This window comes from Salinimonas profundi, assembly GCF_014750655.1.
GTDB classification, from domain to species: domain Bacteria; phylum Pseudomonadota; class Gammaproteobacteria; order Enterobacterales; family Alteromonadaceae; genus Alteromonas; species Alteromonas profundi_A.
Map to the genome: position 1 here is coordinate 122,354 of NZ_JABBXD010000009.1, position 19,936 is coordinate 142,289.

Annotated in this window: 17 protein-coding genes; 12 read left to right on the forward strand and 5 right to left on the reverse strand. The window is 47.6% G+C overall.

Features of this window, described 5'->3' with window-relative positions; all coding sequences use genetic code 11:
• Positions 1 to 186 precede the first annotated feature (186 nt).
• Together ppc and ahr are read left to right on the forward strand one after the other, a co-directional pair.
• Positions 187 to 2,808: a phosphoenolpyruvate carboxylase gene (gene ppc / locus HHX48_RS14650; protein WP_191026174.1), complete on the forward strand. Its 2,622-nt coding sequence runs from the start codon at positions 187 to 189 to the stop codon at positions 2,806 to 2,808.
• 141 nt (positions 2,809 to 2,949) lie between these two features.
• Complete coding sequence (gene ahr / locus HHX48_RS14655) at positions 2,950 to 3,957, forward strand: NADPH-dependent aldehyde reductase Ahr (RefSeq protein WP_191026175.1); 1,008 nt, start codon at positions 2,950 to 2,952, stop codon at positions 3,955 to 3,957.
• Positions 3,958 to 4,015: 58 nt separating this feature from the next.
• Here ahr and mdh read toward each other — a convergent pair whose 3' ends face one another.
• On the reverse strand, positions 4,016 to 4,954 hold the full coding sequence (gene mdh / locus HHX48_RS14660) for a malate dehydrogenase (protein WP_191026176.1): 939 nt from the start codon (positions 4,952 to 4,954) through the stop codon (positions 4,016 to 4,018).
• Between the two features lie 219 nt (positions 4,955 to 5,173).
• On the opposite strand from mdh, the gene argR reads away from it, so the two are divergent.
• Positions 5,174 to 5,638 carry a transcriptional regulator ArgR gene (argR, locus tag HHX48_RS14665; protein ID WP_191026177.1) on the forward strand — a complete coding sequence of 155 codons (465 nt, stop codon included), beginning with the start codon at positions 5,174 to 5,176 and terminating at the stop codon, positions 5,636 to 5,638.
• Between the two features lie 32 nt (positions 5,639 to 5,670).
• Here argR and HHX48_RS14670 read toward each other — a convergent pair whose 3' ends face one another.
• Together HHX48_RS14670 and HHX48_RS14675 are read right to left on the reverse strand one after the other, a co-directional pair.
• On the reverse strand, positions 5,671 to 6,354 hold the full coding sequence (locus tag HHX48_RS14670; protein ID WP_191026178.1) for a type 1 glutamine amidotransferase domain-containing protein: 684 nt from the start codon (positions 6,352 to 6,354) through the stop codon (positions 5,671 to 5,673).
• Between the two features lie 225 nt (positions 6,355 to 6,579).
• A complete protein-coding gene (locus HHX48_RS14675) occupies positions 6,580 to 9,750 on the reverse strand; it encodes a TonB-dependent receptor (RefSeq protein ID WP_191026179.1) in 3,171 nt (1,056 codons plus the stop codon).
• 430 nt (positions 9,751 to 10,180) lie between these two features.
• On the opposite strand from HHX48_RS14675, the gene HHX48_RS14680 reads away from it, so the two are divergent.
• The 5 genes from HHX48_RS14680 to HHX48_RS14700 all read left to right on the forward strand — a co-directional run bounded on the left by HHX48_RS14680 (position 10,181) and on the right by HHX48_RS14700 (position 14,969).
• Positions 10,181 to 11,029 (forward strand): PhnD/SsuA/transferrin family substrate-binding protein, encoded by an 849-nt coding sequence (locus tag HHX48_RS14680; RefSeq protein ID WP_191026180.1) that lies wholly within the window; start codon positions 10,181 to 10,183, stop codon positions 11,027 to 11,029.
• On the forward strand, positions 11,016 to 11,981 hold the full coding sequence (locus HHX48_RS14685) for a hypothetical protein (protein ID WP_191026181.1): 966 nt from the start codon (positions 11,016 to 11,018) through the stop codon (positions 11,979 to 11,981). Before HHX48_RS14680 ends, HHX48_RS14685 begins: the two co-directional genes overlap by 14 nt.
• A 156-nt stretch (positions 11,982 to 12,137) precedes the next feature.
• Entirely contained in the window at positions 12,138 to 12,761 is a 624-nt protein-coding gene (gene udk, locus HHX48_RS14690) for a uridine kinase (protein ID WP_191026182.1), read from the forward strand.
• A gap of 18 nt (positions 12,762 to 12,779) precedes the next feature.
• Positions 12,780 to 13,991, forward strand: coding sequence for a NupC/NupG family nucleoside CNT transporter (locus HHX48_RS14695; RefSeq protein WP_191026183.1), 1,212 nt, complete (start codon positions 12,780 to 12,782; stop codon positions 13,989 to 13,991).
• Positions 13,992 to 14,129: 138 nt separating this feature from the next.
• Positions 14,130 to 14,969, forward strand: a complete 840-nt coding sequence (locus tag HHX48_RS14700) for an isopenicillin N synthase family dioxygenase (protein ID WP_191026184.1) — start codon at positions 14,130 to 14,132, stop codon at positions 14,967 to 14,969.
• A 57-nt stretch (positions 14,970 to 15,026) separates the two neighbouring features.
• On the opposite strand, the gene HHX48_RS14705 is transcribed toward HHX48_RS14700, so the two are convergent.
• On the reverse strand, positions 15,027 to 16,193 hold the full coding sequence (locus HHX48_RS14705) for a tetratricopeptide repeat protein (protein ID WP_191026185.1): 1,167 nt from the start codon (positions 16,191 to 16,193) through the stop codon (positions 15,027 to 15,029).
• 152 nt (positions 16,194 to 16,345) lie between these two features.
• On the opposite strand from HHX48_RS14705, the gene HHX48_RS14710 reads away from it, so the two are divergent.
• Entirely contained in the window at positions 16,346 to 16,858 is a 513-nt protein-coding gene (locus HHX48_RS14710) for a fasciclin domain-containing protein (protein ID WP_191026186.1), read from the forward strand.
• A 101-nt stretch (positions 16,859 to 16,959) separates the two neighbouring features.
• Here the strand turns inward: HHX48_RS14710 and HHX48_RS14715 are convergent, their stop codons facing one another.
• The gene (locus tag HHX48_RS14715; protein ID WP_191026187.1) at positions 16,960 to 17,613 is read right to left on the reverse strand and encodes a LysE family translocator; all 654 of its coding nucleotides are present in this window, start codon (positions 17,611 to 17,613) and stop codon (positions 16,960 to 16,962) included.
• Positions 17,614 to 17,715: 102 nt separating this feature from the next.
• Here HHX48_RS14715 and grxB point away from each other — a divergent pair, with 102 nt between their 5' ends.
• The 3 genes from grxB to HHX48_RS14730 all read left to right on the forward strand — a co-directional run bounded on the left by grxB (position 17,716) and on the right by HHX48_RS14730 (position 19,926).
• Entirely contained in the window at positions 17,716 to 18,369 is a 654-nt protein-coding gene (gene grxB, locus HHX48_RS14720; protein ID WP_191026188.1) for a glutaredoxin 2, read from the forward strand.
• Positions 18,370 to 18,421: 52 nt separating this feature from the next.
• Positions 18,422 to 18,841, forward strand: a complete 420-nt coding sequence (locus HHX48_RS14725) for an MAPEG family protein (protein WP_397541094.1) — start codon at positions 18,422 to 18,424, stop codon at positions 18,839 to 18,841.
• Between the two features lie 161 nt (positions 18,842 to 19,002).
• Positions 19,003 to 19,926 carry a diguanylate cyclase gene (locus tag HHX48_RS14730; protein ID WP_191026189.1) on the forward strand — a complete coding sequence of 308 codons (924 nt, stop codon included), beginning with the start codon at positions 19,003 to 19,005 and terminating at the stop codon, positions 19,924 to 19,926.
• The last annotated feature ends 10 nt before the right edge of the window (positions 19,927 to 19,936 follow it).

Consider the following 19,936-nt stretch of genomic DNA (forward strand, 5'->3'; position numbering starts at 1 on the left):
CCGGGAAAATTTTCCCATATGCAAAAATTGCTAACTGCGCAAGTGTACCATACCGTATATCTACTTGCCTCCGGGCAGGGTTTTCAAATTATGATCGCTTTACGTGATTCCCCTTTATAACCCTTAGACGTTAGACAAGAGTGTCGCTAAGAAGTAAGGTGACAGGCATGCAAGCAGGAGGATGCCATGCAATCACACTATGATTCAGAACTTAAAGATACAGTGAGATACCTGGGAACAGTCCTGGGGGATACCATTAAAAATGAGCTTGGACAGGAATGGCTTGACCGTATCGAGCAGATACGTAAAGACGGCCGCTCATCCTATCAGGGCGAAACATCGTGCAGCGAGAATCTGAAAGAAACTTTCAAAGAGCTTGCTGATAAAGATCTGCTCACCGTAGGCAGAGCGTTCGCACAATTCTTGAACCTGGGCAATATTGCTGAACAGGAATTCAACAGTGCTATGAATGTGGATGCCTCCATTGACGCACTCTTCGAGCACCTGGACAAAGCGCAATTAACCGCTGAGAATGTCCACAAGGCAGTGAGTAAACTGAATATTGATTTAGTGTTGACGGCCCACCCCACCGAAGTCACTCGCCGTACACTCATTCATAAACATAAAGAGCTGGCCAGCTGTCTGCAAAGTATTCATCAGGAAAACCTGAATGACCATGACCGCCAGCGCGTAGAAACACGTATTGCCGATCTCATCAGTCAGGCCTGGCATACGGAAGAAATTCGTTCAGAGCGCCCCACGCCGGTGGACGAGGCGCGCTGGGGCTTTTCTGTCATCGAAAATTCGTTGTGGGAAGCCGTACCTGAGTTTCTGCGCGAGTTAGATGAGCGTCTGCAAAAAGATTATGACGTCCAGTTGCCTCTGGATTCAGCGCCTGTCAAATTCGGCTCCTGGATGGGTGGCGACCGCGATGGTAACCCTTTTGTTACGGCTAAACTGACCGAGCAGGTACTTTATCTTGCACGCAAACGCGCCGCGAAACTATTCGCTCAGGACTTCGATCGCCTGCAGGTTGAACTGTCAATGTTCGACTGCAGCGATGAGATGCGCGAAGTGGTTGGCGACGCCAACGAACCCTATCGTGCGCTATTACGTCCTTTGGTAAGCCGCCTTACTGCGACCCGCGACGGGATCAGTGATTTTCTGGCCGGCAAAAATGTTGATCAGAGCAACTGGATTACAGATAACAGCGAACTGCTCGACCCGCTTCTGCTGAGTTATGACTCCTTATGCAAATGCGGCATGAAGGTGACTGCGGACGGTTTATTGCTTGATACGATCCGTCGCATTCGTTGCTTCGGTGTGCACCTGTTGCGCCTGGATGTACGTCAGGACTCCGAGCGCCATGCCGATGTCCTTAGTGAAATTACCCGCTATCTGGGTCTGGGCGATTATGCACAGTGGAGTGAAGATGATAAGCAGGCGTTTTTGCTGCGTGAATTATCTTCTAAGCGCCCCTTATTCCCGGCCCAGTGGAATGCATCTGATGACGTCAAGGAAGTACTCGACACATGTAAGGTCATTGCCAAGCACAGCAAAAATGGCTTTGGCATCTATATCATTTCAATGGCCAGTGAGCCGTCAGATGTTATGGCTGTGCAGCTGTTACTGCAGGAGTCTGGCGTTGACTGGCCAATGCCGGTAGCACCATTGTTCGAAACGCTGGACGATTTGAACAATTCGCCGGATGTCATGCGTAAATTGCTGTCTATCGACTGGTACCGTGGCTACGTTAAGGGTCGTCAGTACATCATGATTGGCTACTCGGATTCTGCGAAGGATGCAGGAGCACTGGCTGCGGGCTGGGCGCAGTACGAGTCGCAGGAAGCACTGGTTAAGCTGTCCGAAGAGTTTGATGTGCAACTGACATTATTCCATGGGCGTGGCGGCACAATCGGCCGTGGTGGGTTACCGGCGCATGCCGCTATCCACTCGCAACCTCCGGGTTCTTTGGAAGGTGGCTTCCGCGTAACTGAACAGGGTGAGACCATTCGCTATAAGTTTGGTATGCCCCGCCTTGCCAAACGCAGTCTTGGAATTTACGCCAGTGCCATTATCGAAGCGATGCTGTTTCCGCCACCGGAGCCTAAGCCAGAATGGCGTGAGCTAATCACAAAGATGGCGGCGAAAGGACGCGATAATTATCGTGGTACCGTCAGACAGGATGAGAACTTTGTCCCCTACTTCCGTGTGGCGACACCGGAACAGGAGCTGGGCAAATTGCCGTTAGGTAGCCGTCCCTCTAAGCGTAAGCCTCAGGGAGGCATCGAAAGTCTGCGTGCTATACCGTGGATCTTTGCATGGGCGCAAACGCGCCTTGTATTACCGTCGTGGCTTGGCGTCATGCGCGCTATCGACGAGGTGAAAGCCGAGTCTGATGAAAGTGTCGTGGCTGAGATGTTCAGCGAATGGCCATTTTATCGTTCACGCCTTTCCATGCTGGACATGGTATTTCATAAAGCTGATCCACGGATTAGCGAAGCGTATGATGAACGCCTTGTACCTAAAGAGCTGGCACATTTCGGTAAAGCGCTTCGCGATGAACTGACCCAGAGTATTGATTCATTACTGAGCCTGACCGGTCAGCCTGACATTATGTATCAGGACCCGGAAGGTAAAGAGTCGATGAACATCCGTGCGGCTTATCTGCAGCCGTTGCATTATCTGCAAATCGAGTTACTGGATCGTATTCGTAAGGCAGGTGATGATGCGCACAATACTGAACTGGAACAGGCGATGATGGTTACCATCGCAGGTATCGCTATTGGTATGCGCAATACGGGTTAACATCTTTTCCTGTGCGATTGTTGAAAGCCGGCTTCATTGCCGGCTTTTTTATGAGCAGAAACTTATATATTACATGCAATGGTGAACTGATAGGCCAACTGTGGGTGTAAACACTCATACCCTTACAAATGGAGAGAACCTATGATTAACGCCTACGCTGCAAAAGAACCTGGCGGTAAGCTTGAGTCATTTGAGTATGATCCCGGTGAACTTGGCCAGGACGAAGTTGAAATTGAGGTTGAGTCATGTGGCCTGTGCCACAGCGATTTGAGTATGCTCGATAACGAATGGGGCATGACCGAATATCCGTTTGTCCCTGGTCACGAAGTTGTTGGCCGTATATCGAAGCTGGGTAGTCAGGTTTCCACATTGAAAGAAGGTCAGCGTGTGGGACTGGGCTGGCACTCCAGCTATTGCGATAAGTGCAATACCTGCCTGGAGGGTGACCACAACCTGTGTGGTTCAGCGCAAATGACCATCGCCGGCCGCCATGGTGGTTTTGCCGACCGTGTCCGGGCGCAATCTACCGCCGTAATTCCGCTTCCTGAAAACATCAATCCGGATGTTGCCGGCCCACTATTTTGTGGTGGTATTACCGTCTTTAATCCTCTGACCCAGTTTGACATCCCACCGACGGCCAAAGTTGGCGTGATCGGTATTGGTGGTTTAGGCCATATTGCCCTGCAGTTTCTCAATGCCTGGGGCTGTGAGGTAACGGCATTCACCTCCAGTGAGGAAAAGCAAAAAGAAGCAAAAGAGTTAGGTGCCCATCATGTCCTGGATAGCAAAAGCGATCAGGCGCTGAAAGATGCACAGGGTCGGTTTGATCTGATTATCTCAACTGTGAATGTAAAGCTGGAATGGGACAAATACATCGCCACGCTTGCGCCCAAAGGTCGCCTGCACTTTGTCGGCGCAACACTTGAGCCGTTAGATATTGGGGTGTTCGGCCTGATAATGGGTCAACGGTCGGTGTCAGGCTCACCGGTTGGTAGCCCAGCCACGATTAAAAAGATGCTGGATTTTGCAGCGCTGCACAATATCGAGCCGGTGACAGAGACCTTTGCGTTTGATGATATCAACGATGCCATCGCACGATTAAGAGACGGCAAAGCCCATTACCGTATTGTGCTCAAGCACAATAAGTAAGAGGTTCAGGCATAAAAAAACCGGGGTGATGGCCCGGTTTTTTATTCGTTAAAACGACTTAGCCGTTCACGAAATCAACACCCGTTTTGATGTCGCCACGCAGACCTTCAAGCATATCGTCTTTCGCTTTTTGCTCGAAGTCGCTCAGCTCACCGTATGGCAGAATTTCCTGTACGCCATTCGCACCTAAACGAACAGGGTGGGCAAAGAATGCGGCATCGTCGCTGTCATCAGTTTGTACATACGTGTACTCGACAACGTTTTCACCTTGCATTGCTGCAACCAACGACAGACAGAAGCGTGCAGCCGCCTGACCCATCGACAATGTTGCAGAACCGCCACCGGCTTTAGCTTCAACAACCTCGGTACCTGCATTCTGAATACGCTTAGTCAGGCTGGCAACTTCATCATCAGTAAAGCTGACGCCTTCAACCTGAGACAGCAGTGGCAGAATTGTGGTGCCTGAGTGACCGCCAATGACCGGCACGTGAACATTCGCCGGATCCAGATCTTTAAGTTCGGCAACAAACGTTTCTGCGCGAATTACATCAAGCGTGGTAACACCAAACAGCTTGTTTTTATCGTAAACGCCCTTTTCTTTCAGCGTTTCAGCAGCAATGGCAACCGTCGTGTTAACAGGGTTTGTGATAACACCGACACACGCATCTGGACAATGCTCAGCAACACCTTCAACCAGCGTCTTCACGATGCCCGCATTCATGTTGAACAAATCAGAGCGGTCCATACCTGGCTTACGAGGTACACCAGCAGGAATCAACACAACGTCACAGCCTGTCAGCGCATCGCCCAACTCTTCTTTACCGTGACCGGTAACTTTTACATCAGTCGGAATGTGGCTTAAGTCTACAGCTACACCAGGAACAACCGGAGCAACATCGTACAGCGCAAGTTCAGAACCGGCCGGAAGTTGCGTTTTCAACAACAGCGACAGCGCCTGACCAATACCACCGGCAGCACCTAACACGGCTACTTTCATTTGATTTCTCCTATGGAAATGTATGTTAATCAACGACAGCGCAGCCTATAGCAACGCCGTTAGAAAGACAATTACCTGATGGTATTACTCCACCTGGCAGCAAATTGTCTATGTCGTATGCAATTGGTTGCATGATTATGCAATTAAATTGCCTAAAGTCCAGCTCTACGGCACAATAATAACTCTTTGTTACTCTTCTACCAAATGACAGCAGGCGCTATGGCAAATCAAAAACAAGAACAACTCATCAAAGCGTTTAAAGAAATTCTCAAAGCTGAAAGCTATGGCTCACAGGGTGAAATCGTCGAGGCCCTGAAAGCACAGGGTTTTGATAATATCAGCCAGTCAAAAATTTCAAGAATGCTTAGCAAATTCGGCGCAGTGCGAACCCGTAATGCACGGGGAGACATGGTCTACTGCCTTCCACCAGAGCTGGGCATGCCGACAGCCAAAAGCCCACTTAAACAACTGGTTCTGGACATTGTACACAACAACGTCATGGTGATCATAAGAACCAGCCCGGGCGCTGCACAACTTATCGCCCGACTACTTGACTCATTAAGCGCCAAAGATGGCGTTTTAGGCACTATTGCCGGCGATGATACCATCTTTATTGCTCCTGCTGATGTCAGCAAAATAGAAACGTTACGTCAGCGTGTAGAAGACTTATTCGATAATGTATAAAAGGCCACCCGGGGTGGCCTTTTAATTAGATATTACCCCAGCTTTTTAATCATCGCTTCAGCAGCTGGCCGTGAGGAAGGTGGATTCTGGCCGGTAATCAGATGTCCCGATTCAACGACATACGGTTCAAAGTCACCTTTTTTTGAAAACTCGCCCCCGTTCTTAACCAGCTCGTCTTCAACCAGATAAGGTACAACGTCAGTCAGGCCTACTGCCTCTTCTTCGGTGTTCGAAAAGCCGGTTACCGGGCGCCCCTTGATGTAATAGTCACCATTGGTGTCTTTCACATCTTTTAACACGATTGGCGCATGACACACCGCTGCAACAGGCTTACCGGTTTGCAATGCTGCCTCAATCAGCGCTTTAGAATCGGCGTTATCGGACAGGTCCCATAGCGGCCCGTGACCACCGGGATAAAATACACCGTCAAACTCATCGGCTTTCACGTCTTTCAGTGGAATGGTAGAAGCTAACGCTGAGGCAGCATTTTTATCCTCTGAAAATCGCTCTGTATCATCGGTCAGCGCGTCTTTTTCCAGACTCATCGGATCGATAGGTACCTCACCCCCCATCGGGGATGCCAGTGTGATGGTGTAGCCTGCATCCACAAACGCATAATACGGAGAAGCAAACTCTTCCAGCCAGATTCCCGTTTTCTTGCCAGAATCCCCCATAATATCGTGGGATGTCATTACCATTAAGATTCGCTTAGACATAAACACTTTCTCCTGATTTGAAGTTACAGTGTTCATACTCCTGCAACGGGCTGTGAGTTTATTTCTGCTTACTGAATCATGATTAAGGCTTATGAGAACAAAAGACGTGTAGGGACATTTTTCTCTTATATGCTTATCAATTGAGCATCAGCTTTATGTGCATATCGGTACAAATAAAAAAGGCCACCCTAAGGTGGCCTTTTGATTTCTATCGCTTTACAGCATTTAGAAGTCGTAGCTGATACCTACACGGATTTCCCACAGTGAAGGTCCGCGTTGCAGGTTCTGCTCTGGCGCTCCAAATGCACTGTATTCGTATTGGCCTTGCTCGTTGAAGTCTGCTTCAACAACAGTATCACCAACGAAAGAGCCCTGACGGAAATCACCCCAGTCGTCATTCAACAGGTTAGTCAGGTTTTCTACCATGATGAAAGCACTGGCTTTGTGATCATCCATAAAGCCTGGCAGTTCCTGAGAAATACGCAGGTCAGCTTTTACCCACCAGTCAGCGGTTTCGCTGTTGCGATCCAGTATCTGACCACGAGTAAAGCCGTTGCTTTCAACCCACTCATTAAAGCCGTTCTGGGCTTCTTCTGCGGTTTGAACAACATTGCCGTCACGGTCTACGCTATCCACGAAAACAACATTTGCGTCGTTTACTTCAGGTATGTAAAGCAATTGACGTGAGCGCGCTTCATCCCAAGGGAATGCTCTGTTATTGCCATAAACATACGAGAAAGGCTTACCTTCGTTCGCTGTCGCGAACAGATTAAAGCGCGTGTTGTAACCATCAAAGAACTCATGGGTATAGCTCAGAGACAGGTTAAAGCGGTTACCTACAGCATAATCTGATGTTGCGGCTGCCGGGTTATTTGGATCACTGGTTGCAAAGTTTGTGTAGTTAGAGAATGCAACTGCACTGGTCATCGGGTTAGCATCTTCTGCATCAACATATGCATAAGACAATGAGCCCTGCAGACCATTCTGCCAGTCTTTATTTACACCCAGTGAGAAGATGATTGAATCACCATCGCCCTGGTTAACATTACCCAGAATAAAGTCTTCACCCACATCGCGCTCAGGATCTACCTGCTCGTAAATCGGACGGCCATCAAAACGTGTTTCGCCGCTGTACTGGATATTTGCATCGCGAACAATTGCTGAATCCTGACGATCAGTGTAAATGACATCCGCGGTAACTACATAATCGTAAGGCGCAAGGTAGGTAGCACCAAATGCATATTTCCACTCTGACGGAATGTCAAAGTCAGGGTCTGTTGCGTTAGTCTGGCCATCGCCATCTGTTAAGCTGGTGTTGGCAACTTCGTCAAACAGCGCCTGTGGGATATCGTAAATAGGTTGGCCATTACCTGACAACGGTGTGTCAAACAACGAGCTTTCGCCGCTTACCCAACCTGGGATATCGCTTTCGCGTGTTCCAATATTGGTAACACCGTCATTTGAATAGGCGTTTGAAATCCAGACATTCGGGTTACCACCTGAGTACAGACCTACACCACCACGCAGCTCAAGATCATTATTAACCGTATAAGTCAGACCTAAACGTGGCTGCAGCAGGCTGATACCGTCAACGTTCGCTGTGTTAGCGAATCCATAACGCTCCTGGAAGTTTTCATTCAGGCGCGGTGTGTCATCAGAGCCATACGTGTCATAACGAAGACCCACTTTTACTTTTAAGTCGTCCGTTGCATAAAACTCGTCCTGAACATAAAACGTAGTGACGTCATATGAGAAAGATGCACCGGCATCATCAGGGTTGTTGGTACCTGCAGAGTTGTTGTAATAAATACGGTCTGGACGGCCGGCTTCAAAATCAGCCAAATCGTTAAAGCGATACTCACCTACCGTGTGCTGCATGAACAGATTGAATACATCAGTCTTCTCATACTCAACACCCGCTGTCAGCGTGTGCTCGCCCAGGTAGTAAGTACCAGCAAGTTTAGCGGTAGTCACATCGTAATTCAGATCGTTTGACTGGCGAGAGTCATCCGGGCCAAGGTAGATTGTACCGCCATCAACGGTATCAATTTGAACTTCTGCAAAACCAGACGCTTCATCAAGAGACTGCTGACGGTTATCCAGCTTAGTGTGGCCAACGCGCAGTTCAGTTACAAAATCAGGTGTCCAGTCAGAGAACACAGATGCCACATAAGACTCTAGCTCTGCGCCACGCTCATAAAAGTGGTTGCTGAACGGCAGTTCATCAGAGTCTGCATCAGATTGACTGATGCTGCCACCGTCATTCCAGTTGTATACCAAAGAGGCACGATGGTTTGCGTTGATGTTCCAGTCTAATTTGATTAGCAGTTTTTCATCTTCAATAGGCGCTGAACCTGGCAGACCACCCACATCGTAACCGTAAACGCGCTGTGCAATTTCAGCTGCTGCGTCTGCATCTTCCTGAGAAATGCGTGTGTTCAGACCGTTATAATTGAACAGTTGGACGCCTTCCAGCTTTTCATAAGTGGTGAACAGGAACAGTTTGTCTTCAAGAAGCGGCAGGCCAACATTGAAACCGTAACGACGCTCATTGTAGTTGCCGTTGTCCTGCTCAACACCACCAGCAGTGTCACCACGCATAGAATCGTTGGTATAGTCGAAGAATACACCGCCGTGAACTTCGTTCGTACCTGATTTAGTAACCGCGTTGATATTACAGGCTGTAAAACCACCGTACTCAACATCAAAAGGCGCGAGCTCTACAGCGACCTGTTGAATGGCATCATAAGGGAAAGGCATACGTTCAGTTGGGTAACCATTGCTGTTCAGACCGAACGCATCGTTCATACGAATACCGTCAAGCGTCAGACTGTTAAAGCGTGGGCTTGAACCACCACAGCTGATAGCGTCGTTGAAGCTTTCATCAACAAAAACACGAGGGTCGGCACGTACGATATCGGTAATGCTACGGTTGATAGCAGGCGCATTTTCCAGGTCCTCAAGACCAAAAACAGTTTGTGGGCCAGTACTTCCGAAATACTGCGCGCTCATTGCGCTACCGCTTACTGAGATGACTTCGATGTCAGATGACTCTTCCAGAGTCAAATCCAGGCCGTAGGGGTCGCCCAGATTGATATAGATATCATCAATTGTGGTGTCCTGGTAAGTATCAGAATCAACAACAATTTGATAAGGACCGCCAACACGCAAACCACGCAAATTAAATGTGCCGTTTTCACCAACAGTCACTTCTCGAGTGGTACCAGAAGGAACGTGAATTACTGTAACTGATGTACCCGCTGCAGGTGTACCAGTTGGCGTAGTAATTCTTCCCTTCATCGCTGAGGAGGTTTCCTGTGCCATTGCAGTAGAGGCCATGCCTACTGACAACGCCACCGCAACCGCGACGCGACTGAACTTAGATTTGGAGATCATGTGTGTTTCCCTTATTTCTTATATAAAAGGTATTTACAATCAGCTGACTGATTTAATAACCAATGTGTTGAATGTGTTCGCGGCAGATTGTTAAGTAGAAATGTTGCAAAAACATGACGCTTTTTTCTTTTTATCGCGTACATATATCTTATGGTATGTGGTAGTTCGAGCACTTGCGCGATTACACACACCTTATTCCCGCTTACAACCGATAGCCCGTTCAACCTCATTTAAGGCGGGGCATATTTTTAACGCATGTACATCTAATAAACAGCGTTTGTTATCATTCAAATTTATTAATAAAATAACACCATTTAACAACAACTTACTTTACTAAAGTAAGATTACCTGTTGCATCAAATAAGCTTAACTGGTCAAATCCCCTCTACAAATAAAACTAGAAATCACCTTCTGCATTTTTGCTTCGCCTATGTTCAGAATTGGAAAGACAGTACTAATCATTGTTGTCGCCGGACTTTGTCTGGCTGCTGGTTTTTTCAAAAAACTTTCTGCCTTTGATTCTATACCACCGCAAATCGGGCAATTTTTAACCTGCGAGACATCACTTTCTACGAATAAAGACTTACTGAATATTTATCTGACTGAGAATGCTGTTGCCAAATCCCTACGGGACAACTTGTGCGAGAATCCTGTTGTGGCACGCCAGTTCGGCACTGTCAGATTGGTAGTGGGTCACAATGATTACGATACCTTCCGCTATATTAATCATGGAGTCGCCGATCTCGCCCTGGTGAAGAGCAACGTGATTGAAGCCTTTGGTGCAAATCTTATTTATGATTACGAGGTAATTGCAGCGCACGAAGATTACAGTGCTTACTTTATTGCGCTTAGAGAGAAGCCTGAATTATCGAAGGAGTACCTCATTGGCAAACGGATAGGTATTCTGGATTACCCAAGTAGTCGCTCAGGCTATATTGTGCCCAAAACAACACTCCAGACACTGGGCCTCAATGATGAGAATCTTTCGCTACACCAATACAGCTCGCACAGCGCATTACGCAGCGCGCTTTTAGCCGGAGAAGTGGATGTTATTTCCTCTTACTGGAGCGAGGATGACGATCGCTCGCTATCAAAAAATTACGCCACGCCATTGGAAGATAATGTAAGCGGCATGCGCTGGTACTTAAAAATGCAGACACGTAACACCGATTTACGTTGCGCATTGCAACGAGCGATAGCGAAAACAGCGGCTGCCAGCGAAAAAAGTTATTATCAGAATGTTGATATTGCCAAAGGATGCCAGCGTGAAAAGACTTGAGACGTTTACCAACAACGCGCAATGGCTGAAAGTAGCCGGGATCGCTGTTGCGTTATTCATTATCTTTCAGGTCGCCACAGGGACCGGCCAGGCGATAGGTACGTATGTGTCTACACATAAGGCCATAGACCAGATAGAAAGGCGCATTGGCCTGGACTCCGCTTATCTGGATGTGGGCAATAAGATGCTGGGTACGCCCGTGGATGAGGTGGAAGTTAAAGGCTATATAAGCCGGATAAATACCACACTTGAAGACGCAGGCACGCCCGTGTCGGTTATTTCATTGCAAAATGTCATGGCCAGCGCCCCGTTTAAGCAGTACGGTCACATTACTGCGATAAATATGGATACTGCTGAACAAACATTGGCGGTGAAGCTCTCTGTCATTCCCTGGTGGCATGCATTTTCTTTCACCCCTCTGGCACTGCTTGCTACTGTCGCAGTGACACCTGTTATTGTCAGAATCCGGCAAAACAAGAAACGCCTTATCGCCAGTGAATCTGCTGAGTCAGTGCCCGAGGCAATACCCCACCTTGTTATTGACCTGAAAAGCAAAACCATACGCAATGGTGTAGATGACAGAGAAGCCACCATGCAAAACAAACCTTTTTGCTTCTATGTTGCATTGGTTAAGTACTGTGTGGAACACCCCGATGCGCAGCTTGTGCATCATACCGACATACCGCAGGAGCTGACCCTCATGGCAAACACTGTATTTGCCAGACTCATAGAACTGGGTCATACCAAACGTAAACGTCCGGACTTCAATGCCAATCTCGACAAAACGCTGAGCGAAATTCGCTCAGCGCTTGAAGATGTTTTCGCCCCATTTGCTGAAGCAAAAGATAAATTTTATCCGCCACGCGCTCAGGGTGAGGGCTCCCGCTCTAAGCAACATTCATTTGCCCTGACCAATATCAGTACGCAAGATATTGAAATTATTGGTAACTAACAATGGGATTGCCGGTTCAAGCAGATACTCGCATGCATTTGTCCGGATAACCTGACACGCAAAAAACGCTCCACTAATAGATAAATACGAACTTAAGATTGATTCATACGGTGCAATTGCGTATCTTTGCGTCAGGAAAATCAGCCCCCTATTGTTATGCAATCTCCATTAATTATTGCGATATCCGGTGCTTCAGGCTCTGGAAAGTCACTTTTTACCGAAAATTTGCTCAAAGCGTTTGCGGTGCAGGGTAAACCTGTCCAGATTTTGCGCGAAGACCATTATTACCGCGCCCAGGATCATCTTCCTATGGAAGCCCGGGAACAAAATAACTATGACCACCCCAATGCGTTTGAGCATGAGCTGTTAAAGGCACACCTGCAAACGCTTCGCGAGGGTGAAGCTATAGAATACCCGCACTATTGTTTTAAAACTCACACCCGCCTGCCGGAAACTGAGCGTCTTTTACCCGCGCCGGTTATTATTCTGGAAGGCATCATGCTTTTGGCTCGCCCGGAATTATTACCGCTTTTTGATGTGAAAATTTTCATTGATACGCCACTGGATATCTGTCTGATGCGTCGCATGATGCGTGATGTTAAAGAGCGTGGACGTACGTTGGAGTCTGTCGCCAAACAGTACGAGAAAACGGTCAAACCCATGTATCATCAGTTTATTGAGCCAAGCAGGTTTACTGCTGATGTGGTGGTCACTCAGGGTGGTAAAAACCAGATTGCGCTGGACGTAATCAAGTCTCATATACAGCAAGCGCTATTATAATAAGAAAGGGACCCTACTATGGTAAGTTTACTGGGCATGATATGTCTGCTTGGCGTCGCATTTTTAATGTCGTCTGCCAAAGGAAGCATCAGCTGGCGTACCGTAGGTGGTGCTTTTGCTGTTCAGGCAGCCATTGGCGCGTTCATTCTTTATTTTGAACCGGGCATACAGTTTCTGCACGGTATGACCATATTTGTCGGTAACATCATTGGTTACAGCCAGCAAGGAATCGACTTTATATTCGGGCCGGTCGGCGATAAAAGCCTTGGCTTTATCTTTGCCTTTAACGTGCTGCCCGTTATCGTATTTTTCTCTTCGCTGATTGCCGTCTTATACTACCTTGGCATTATGAGCTGGGTGATCAGATTAATTGGTGGGCTGTTACAAAAGCTGCTTAGCACCAGCCGTCCTGAGTCGATGTCGGCTGCCGCCAATATTTTTGTCGGGCAGACAGAGGCGCCCCTGGTTGTTCGCCCCTTTATCCCTCACATGACCCGTTCTGAGTTATTCGCCATCATGGTGGGAGGACTGGCATCAATCGCCGGCTCCGTTATGGCAGGCTATGCCAGTATGGGGGTTGAGCTAAAATACTTGCTGGCAGCCAGTTTCATGGCCGCACCCGGTGGCTTACTAATGGCAAAAATTATGTTGCCGGAAACCCAGAAAGCCAATGATGAATTGACCGACATCAAAGCGGAAGATACTGATTATGCTAATGTCTTTGATGCGGCGGCCAGTGGCGCAGCGTCAGGCTTACAGCTGGCATTGAATGTAGGTGCGATGCTCCTGGCTTTTGTTGCTCTGATTGCCATGCTAAACGGGATTATTGGCTGGGCTGGCGCATTGTTCGGCTACGAAGCACTGTCTTTCCAGGCAATACTGGGTTTTCTGTTACAGCCTTTAGCGTGGGTGCTGGGCGTACCATGGAGTGAAGCGCAACTGGTAGGTAGTTTTATCGGTCAGAAAATAGTCGTGAATGAATTTGTTGCATACCTGGATTATGTGGCAAATCAGGATGCGCTGTCACCAATCTCGCAGGCGATTGTTACGTTCTCACTGTGTGGGTTTGCGAACTTCTCCTCCATCGCCATTCTGATGGGCGGTATTGGTGCGATGGCACCGACCCGTCGCAAAGAAATTGCCGCATTAGGCCTTAAAGCCGTTATTGCTGCGACATTGTCTAACTTAATGAGTGCAGCCCTGGCGGGCTTCTACCTCTCCCTGGGGTAGCCATTCACAGGGGAAAAAACTGGACTAAACAGTCAGGTTTTAATACATTAGCCTTATTATAGACGGCGACACTGGTCGCCGTTTTTGTATATTGGGGTAAACTTAGTGCATTACCCCCGAGTTTTACAGGACACCGTTATGCAATTAGTTGCTGTTGACTATACATCAGAAAACGCGAAAAAAGAGTTTGTCGAATCGCTTCGCGAGACCGGCTTTGGCGTACTAAAAAACCATCCTATTCAGCAGTCGATGGTTACGGATATTTACGACGCCTGGCAAGCATTTTTCGACAGTGAAGTAAAGCACGAGTATGTTTACAATAAAGGTACTCAGGATGGCTTTTTTCCACAAAGTGTATCTGAAACGGCGAAAGGATTTACCAAAAAAGATATCAAGGAATATTTTCATTTTTATCCCTGGGGACAATGTCCTGAACATCTTCGTCAGCAGCTGGCAGACTATTACAAAGCGGCCAATGAGCTTGCCCGTGAGTTGCTTTCCTGGATAGAAGAGTACTCACCGGAAGATGTAAGCAAACACTACAGTCAGGCGCTGTCAAAAATGATCGAAGACAGTGACCAGACCTTATTACGGGTGTTGCATTACCCTCCCCTTAGCGGTGATGAAGAACCTGAGGCGATACGCGCAGCGGCGCATGAAGATATTAACCTGATCACTATCTTACCAGCTGCAAATGAGCCAGGATTACAGGTCCAGCTTAAAGATGGTAGTTGGTTAGACGTACCCTGTGACTTTGGTAATTTAATTGTGAATATCGGCGATATGCTTCAGGAAGCGTCAGGTCATTACTTCCCGTCAACGTCGCACCGGGTCATCAACCCTGAAAACGCCGATATGACCAAGTCGCGCATCTCGCTGCCGTTATTCTTACACCCGCGGCCTGATGTGCAATTGTCTGAACGACATACAGCAGGTTCTTATCTTCAGGAACGTCTGAAAGAGCTTGGTGTTATCTGATTCTCAACAGGCCCTTAAACGGGCCTTTTTTGTTGATAAGCGTGGTTTGACTGGTTCTCAGGATGACTGAAGCGCAAATAACTTGCTTTGATACCTGGCTTTTATATTTTCATCAGGGACTAATCTTGCAGCCTTGACAAGCTGAGTGCGCGCTTTCGCGGTGTTCCCCAATGCAGCGTATGCCTTGGCCAGCCCGAAATAAATCACATGCTGATGACGGTCGAGTCTGAGCGCCGTCCGAAAATGGCTTAATGCCTTATCGGGAGCCCCTGCAGCTAATGCATCTTCACCCAACATCGTATGGTAAAACGGATTCTCCTGACGCTCTCGTGCCAGCCGGTTCTGAATTGCTTGAGCCTCATCCTTTCGCCCGGTAGCAGCATAAAGAATCGAGAGGTTTTCCCATGCAGTCAGATGTTGCGGATTTTCTTTAAGCGCCCGTTGATAGCTGGCCAATGCTGAATCATTCGCATCGAGTCTACGATATAGCACACCAAGATTAACCCATGCCTGTGACAGGGACGAATCAGTCTGAACTGCCGCCTTAAAGTACCGGTATGCGTCGCTGTAACTATTTGCCAGAAGCGCATCCGCTCCCTTATTGTTATAAAACATGGCGATCACACGCGTGCGGGAAATGGGCTCACGAACGAAGTTGTTACGAACTTCCTGCGGATCAAAATCAACGTCAGCATACGCTTCGGAAAACACAATATCATTGGGTGCTTTATAAGGGCTGATCCTCAGGTTGATGTGCCCGTTCAACAGGTTTACGCCCTCTCTTCTGGTCCAGTATTCAGGAATATTAACCTGATAGAATTGCGGCGACAATCCAGCATACTTTGCCATGGCATAGGTCATGATAGAAAGTGAAAGACAATTCGCCTGACTGCGCTCAAACGTTGCACTGGCAATGGTGTTGGCAGCACTTTGATAGCTCAGGCCTAAGGCCGCATGGTCAAAGATTTGATTGACGAGATTACGAATATTTTCCCGCGGTGTACGTACTTCAGACTGAGTTTGGTTAACGAATGCCTGCGCATCGCTGTCGAGCGCAAAAATCGTCTGCGGCTCTTCTACTGACGATAGCATGTACGCGGGGAATAAGTCGTCTCTGAACACACTGGCTGATGGCGCTGCGTCGGCATTGCGATCACCCTGCGTGGCACAGCCTCCGCAGACCAGCACGCCGGTAATAAACCAAAGCTTTATCCATAGGCTCATAACGACCTCCTGAGCCAGCCCTGGCATTGAAAAAGTTCACAACCTTTTTAGTATAGACGCTATTGGTTAATAAATGTTCATAAACTTAACGTCTATCCATGCCGTAGATATGTGTGCATTACATCTAATGTATTCTATTTCAGGAGAATGAAATGAAAACTTCGTATATTGCGAGCGCAGCACTATCCGCGGTTGCGCTGACACTAAGTGCTTCTGCGTTTGCCAATCATCATAAAGACAAAGACATGATGGACATTGTGGCCACAGCACAATCCAACCCACAATTTTCAACACTGGTTACCGCTATTCAGGCAGCGGGCATTACCGACACGTTGAAAGATTCCGGTGACCTGACTGTATTTGCGCCAACCAATGAAGCCTTTGAGGCGCTACCGGCGGATAAGCTGGATATGCTGTTAAAGCCGGAAAATAAGGAAAAATTGATAGACGTACTGACTTATCACGTCGTTGAAGGAAAAGTCATGGCCAGTGATGTAATGGACATGGACGCCGCAACGTCTTTAGAGGGAAGTGACATTGAAATTACGGTGGATGGCGATACAGTGATGGTAAATGATGCCACCGTTATCAAAGCAGATGTTAAAGCCTCCAACGGTGTGATTCACGCCATCGATAAAGTTATCATGCCGAAGAAAAGTTACTAAGTTTTCCAGGCTGCCTTCTCTCACTGCGCCATTTTTCATGCATTGTCTCACGCTGGTGGAACAACAAAATGGAATATGATGCAGTGAGGGGCCTGTATCAATTATTGCATAACAAAATACAATTCATTTATTACTATAAATATTCCCAGTCCGGCCAGCACAAATCCTGCCAGCAAATCTTGCCAGAATTTTAACTGATTATTGGTTTTGAGCAGTGTCGAGAACCCTTTCGCCACCGTGACCACGAAGAGATCAGAGCCAAAAGCGAGCAACGTATAAAGTCCCCCGAGCACCAAAAACTGAAGCTGAATATCCGAAGCGCCGGCTTGTGTAAACTGCGGCAAAAACGCGATGAAAAAGAGCACCGTTTTTGGATTAGTCAACTCGACGACCAGACTTTGAAGCAGCAGGTTCTCTCTGGTGTTTTCATCATTGTAACCGGTCGTAATCGCATCGGTTTTACCCTTATTGGCCTGGCGAATGGTTACCCAGCCCAATCCTATCAGATAAAGCGCGCCACATACCTTGATCAGCAAAAAGGTCTTTGGGAAGCTCAGTACTAACGCTGACATTCCTGCAGCCGAAAGCATGACATAAATGCAGCTTCCGATTGCCATTCCAAGCGCTGCCGAAACGCCAGCCTGCCAGCCGCGGCTTAAGGTGCTGGCGACGATATACAAATTCGACGGCCCTGGCGAAAGCGTTAATGTGAGCGTTGCAATGATGAACACGGTCAGCAGATGCGCATCAGGCATGAAGTTTTCCCATGAAGTGTACTAATAACCGTTTCGCTGCGTAGGCACTATATTCGATACATTTCTTTTTTTGTCACTTCGACCGGCTCATCAGGAGCAATTATGATTACCCTTTATCAATATCAGCACTGCCCGTTTTGTCTGCGTGCAGATATGGTCGCGAATTATCTTGATATCAGACACCAGAAAGTTTACCTGCTTAACAATGATGAAGAAACGTCAATGCGGCTGATCAACAAAAAGTCAGTCCCAATTCTGGAGCTGGAAGACGGCACAGCAATCAGTGACAGCGAGCAAATTGTTAATCGGCTACAGGCCTTTAGCGATAAAAAGTTTATCTCAGACCAGGTTAATCATGATGAGCAGCTTGAAGCGCTGCATAAAATTAAAAATGACATCGATGCCATGTTATTTCCTCGAACAATTTTGATAAAGCAGCCGGAGTTTTCCACGCAGTCCGCGAGAAACTATTATCAAAGTGAGAAGGAAGCCTTATTAGGCATGAGCTTTGACACCGCAATGGATAATTCAAAAACGTATCAGGCAGAAATTGAAAAAACACTTTCGAAGATGACTGATATCGTCTTGCCTTCTCAACACGATGACAGTCTGAGCTGGGCCGATCTGTATCTTTACCCATGGTTACGAAATCTGACTATGATTAAAAACATCAAAATGAGGGAAAATCAGCGAAATTATCTTGAAGAGATTTCAGTGCTAACCAATACCATTGGTTACTCCCATAGAGCACAATAACCCCACTTATGAACGCGTTTGAATAGTGATGGACAAAAAGTAAAAAGAGGCAATGATGATAGAAAGTTATTGGTGGACCATGACCGGGCTATGGGTCATCTTATTGACGGTATTTGTACAAAACTTTATTGCGGCAGCTGCTCATGGGAAGTCAGACCACGCCGTGCCCGGCAAACTCGACGATGGATTAAGCCATGAGTCTTTTGTCTTTCGCTCTCACCGCACCTTTCATAACTCACTGGAAAACCTTTCAGTCTTTGTACTACCCGCCTTGCTCGCTATATTTGTGGGCGTTGAAGCCGCCCTGCTAGCAGCGCTGGTCTGGACCTATGCATCGGCTCGACTGATTCACATGGTACTTTACTACGTGATTGCCACGGAGAAGAACCCCAGTCCGCGCAGCTACTTTTTTCTGGCTGGCTGGCTAGCTACAGCAGCACTTTATGTGGTGGTCGCAATGCAGCTGTTCTGAGCAGTGCAACGCTACTGTTAAATATCAAACGAACTACAATAAATACCTGGTTTTTATTTAAAAAGTGGTTCGTTTTATTTAAAGTGGAATGACGATGTAACTAGCGCGCTCAGTTGTAACGATTTCCCGCTTACGCTGGCGTGGCAGAAAAGGAAGCTACGTTGATTTTAAAACAAGATACTGGGCGCACGCTAAATGCCTGCACCGTTCTCATCGTAGATGATCAACCCACCAGCCGCCTAATTATGACCTCCTTACTGGAAGACATAACCCAGTGTCATGCGGTTGCCGGTGCCACAGAGGCGCTGGACTATTGCGCGGCGCAATTACCTGACCTGATTATCAGTGATGTCAGCATGCCTGAAATGAGTGGCCGGGAATTATGTGAAGCCCTGCGCAGTAACCAGTCAACCGCTAACATTCCGGTGATGTTTGTCACCGGTTCAGACAGTGATGAAGAACAGGAAAAATGTTGGGAAGCCGGTGGCGTTGACTTTGTCACCAAACCCATTAACGCAACCACCTTTCGAAACCGCGTTAAAACGCAGCTCAATCATAAAATTAAGGCCGACCTGCTGGAACAGCTTATTTATACTGACCGACTGACCGGTGCCTTCAATCGGCATTATATGGAAGAGCGTCTGCCTTTTATTGTAAAAGAGTGCGAGCGGGAATCTCTGCCACTGTCGATAGCATTGCTTGATATCGATTTTTTCAAACAGTACAACGACGAATACGGTCACCTGACTGGCGACGAATGTCTCTGCCGGCTCACCAGGGCGGTAAATGACGCCCTGCTTCGTCCCATGGACAGAGTTGTCAGAGTAGGCGGTGAAGAATTTCTGCTGCTGCTACCAAACACGGATATCGACGGTGCCAAAATCGTTTGTAACCGTGTGCTGGAAACGGTGCGACGCTTACACATCCCTCATATTGGCTCACCCTTTCGTGAAATTACGGTAAGCATCGGTCTTGCGATGTATCAGTCGGGTATCAGTGAATCCGCGACAGTTGTTATCGCCGAAGCAGACAAGCTTTTGTACAAAGCCAAAAATGCCGGCCGCAATCAATTAGCTTATGAATAACGGAGTACAG

Bases quoted from the DNA above. Each gene is read 5' to 3' on its own strand.
- HHX48_RS14710 (WP_191026186.1), top strand. From the start codon at position 16,346: ATGAAAACTTCGTATATTGCGAGCGCAGCACTATCCGCGGTTGCGCTG.
- HHX48_RS14725 (WP_397541094.1), top strand. From the start codon at position 18,422: ATGATGATAGAAAGTTATTGGTGGACCATGACCGGGCTATGGGTCATC.
- HHX48_RS14675 (WP_191026179.1), bottom strand. From the start codon at position 9,750: ATGATCTCCAAATCTAAGTTCAGTCGCGTCGCGGTTGCGGTGGCGTTG.
- HHX48_RS14715 (WP_191026187.1), bottom strand. From the start codon at position 17,613: ATGCCTGATGCGCATCTGCTGACCGTGTTCATCATTGCAACGCTCACA.
- HHX48_RS14670 (WP_191026178.1), bottom strand. From the start codon at position 6,354: ATGTCTAAGCGAATCTTAATGGTAATGACATCCCACGATATTATGGGG.
- HHX48_RS14700 (WP_191026184.1), top strand. From the start codon at position 14,130: ATGCAATTAGTTGCTGTTGACTATACATCAGAAAACGCGAAAAAAGAG.
- HHX48_RS14695 (WP_191026183.1), top strand. From the start codon at position 12,780: ATGGTAAGTTTACTGGGCATGATATGTCTGCTTGGCGTCGCATTTTTA.
- mdh (WP_191026176.1), bottom strand. From the start codon at position 4,954: ATGAAAGTAGCCGTGTTAGGTGCTGCCGGTGGTATTGGTCAGGCGCTG.
- ppc (WP_191026174.1), top strand. From the start codon at position 187: ATGCAATCACACTATGATTCAGAACTTAAAGATACAGTGAGATACCTG.
- ahr (WP_191026175.1), top strand. From the start codon at position 2,950: ATGATTAACGCCTACGCTGCAAAAGAACCTGGCGGTAAGCTTGAGTCA.
- grxB (WP_191026188.1), top strand. From the start codon at position 17,716: ATGATTACCCTTTATCAATATCAGCACTGCCCGTTTTGTCTGCGTGCA.
- HHX48_RS14705 (WP_191026185.1), bottom strand. From the start codon at position 16,193: ATGAGCCTATGGATAAAGCTTTGGTTTATTACCGGCGTGCTGGTCTGC.
- udk (WP_191026182.1), top strand. From the start codon at position 12,138: ATGCAATCTCCATTAATTATTGCGATATCCGGTGCTTCAGGCTCTGGA.
- argR (WP_191026177.1), top strand. From the start codon at position 5,174: ATGGCAAATCAAAAACAAGAACAACTCATCAAAGCGTTTAAAGAAATT.
- HHX48_RS14680 (WP_191026180.1), top strand. From the start codon at position 10,181: ATGTTCAGAATTGGAAAGACAGTACTAATCATTGTTGTCGCCGGACTT.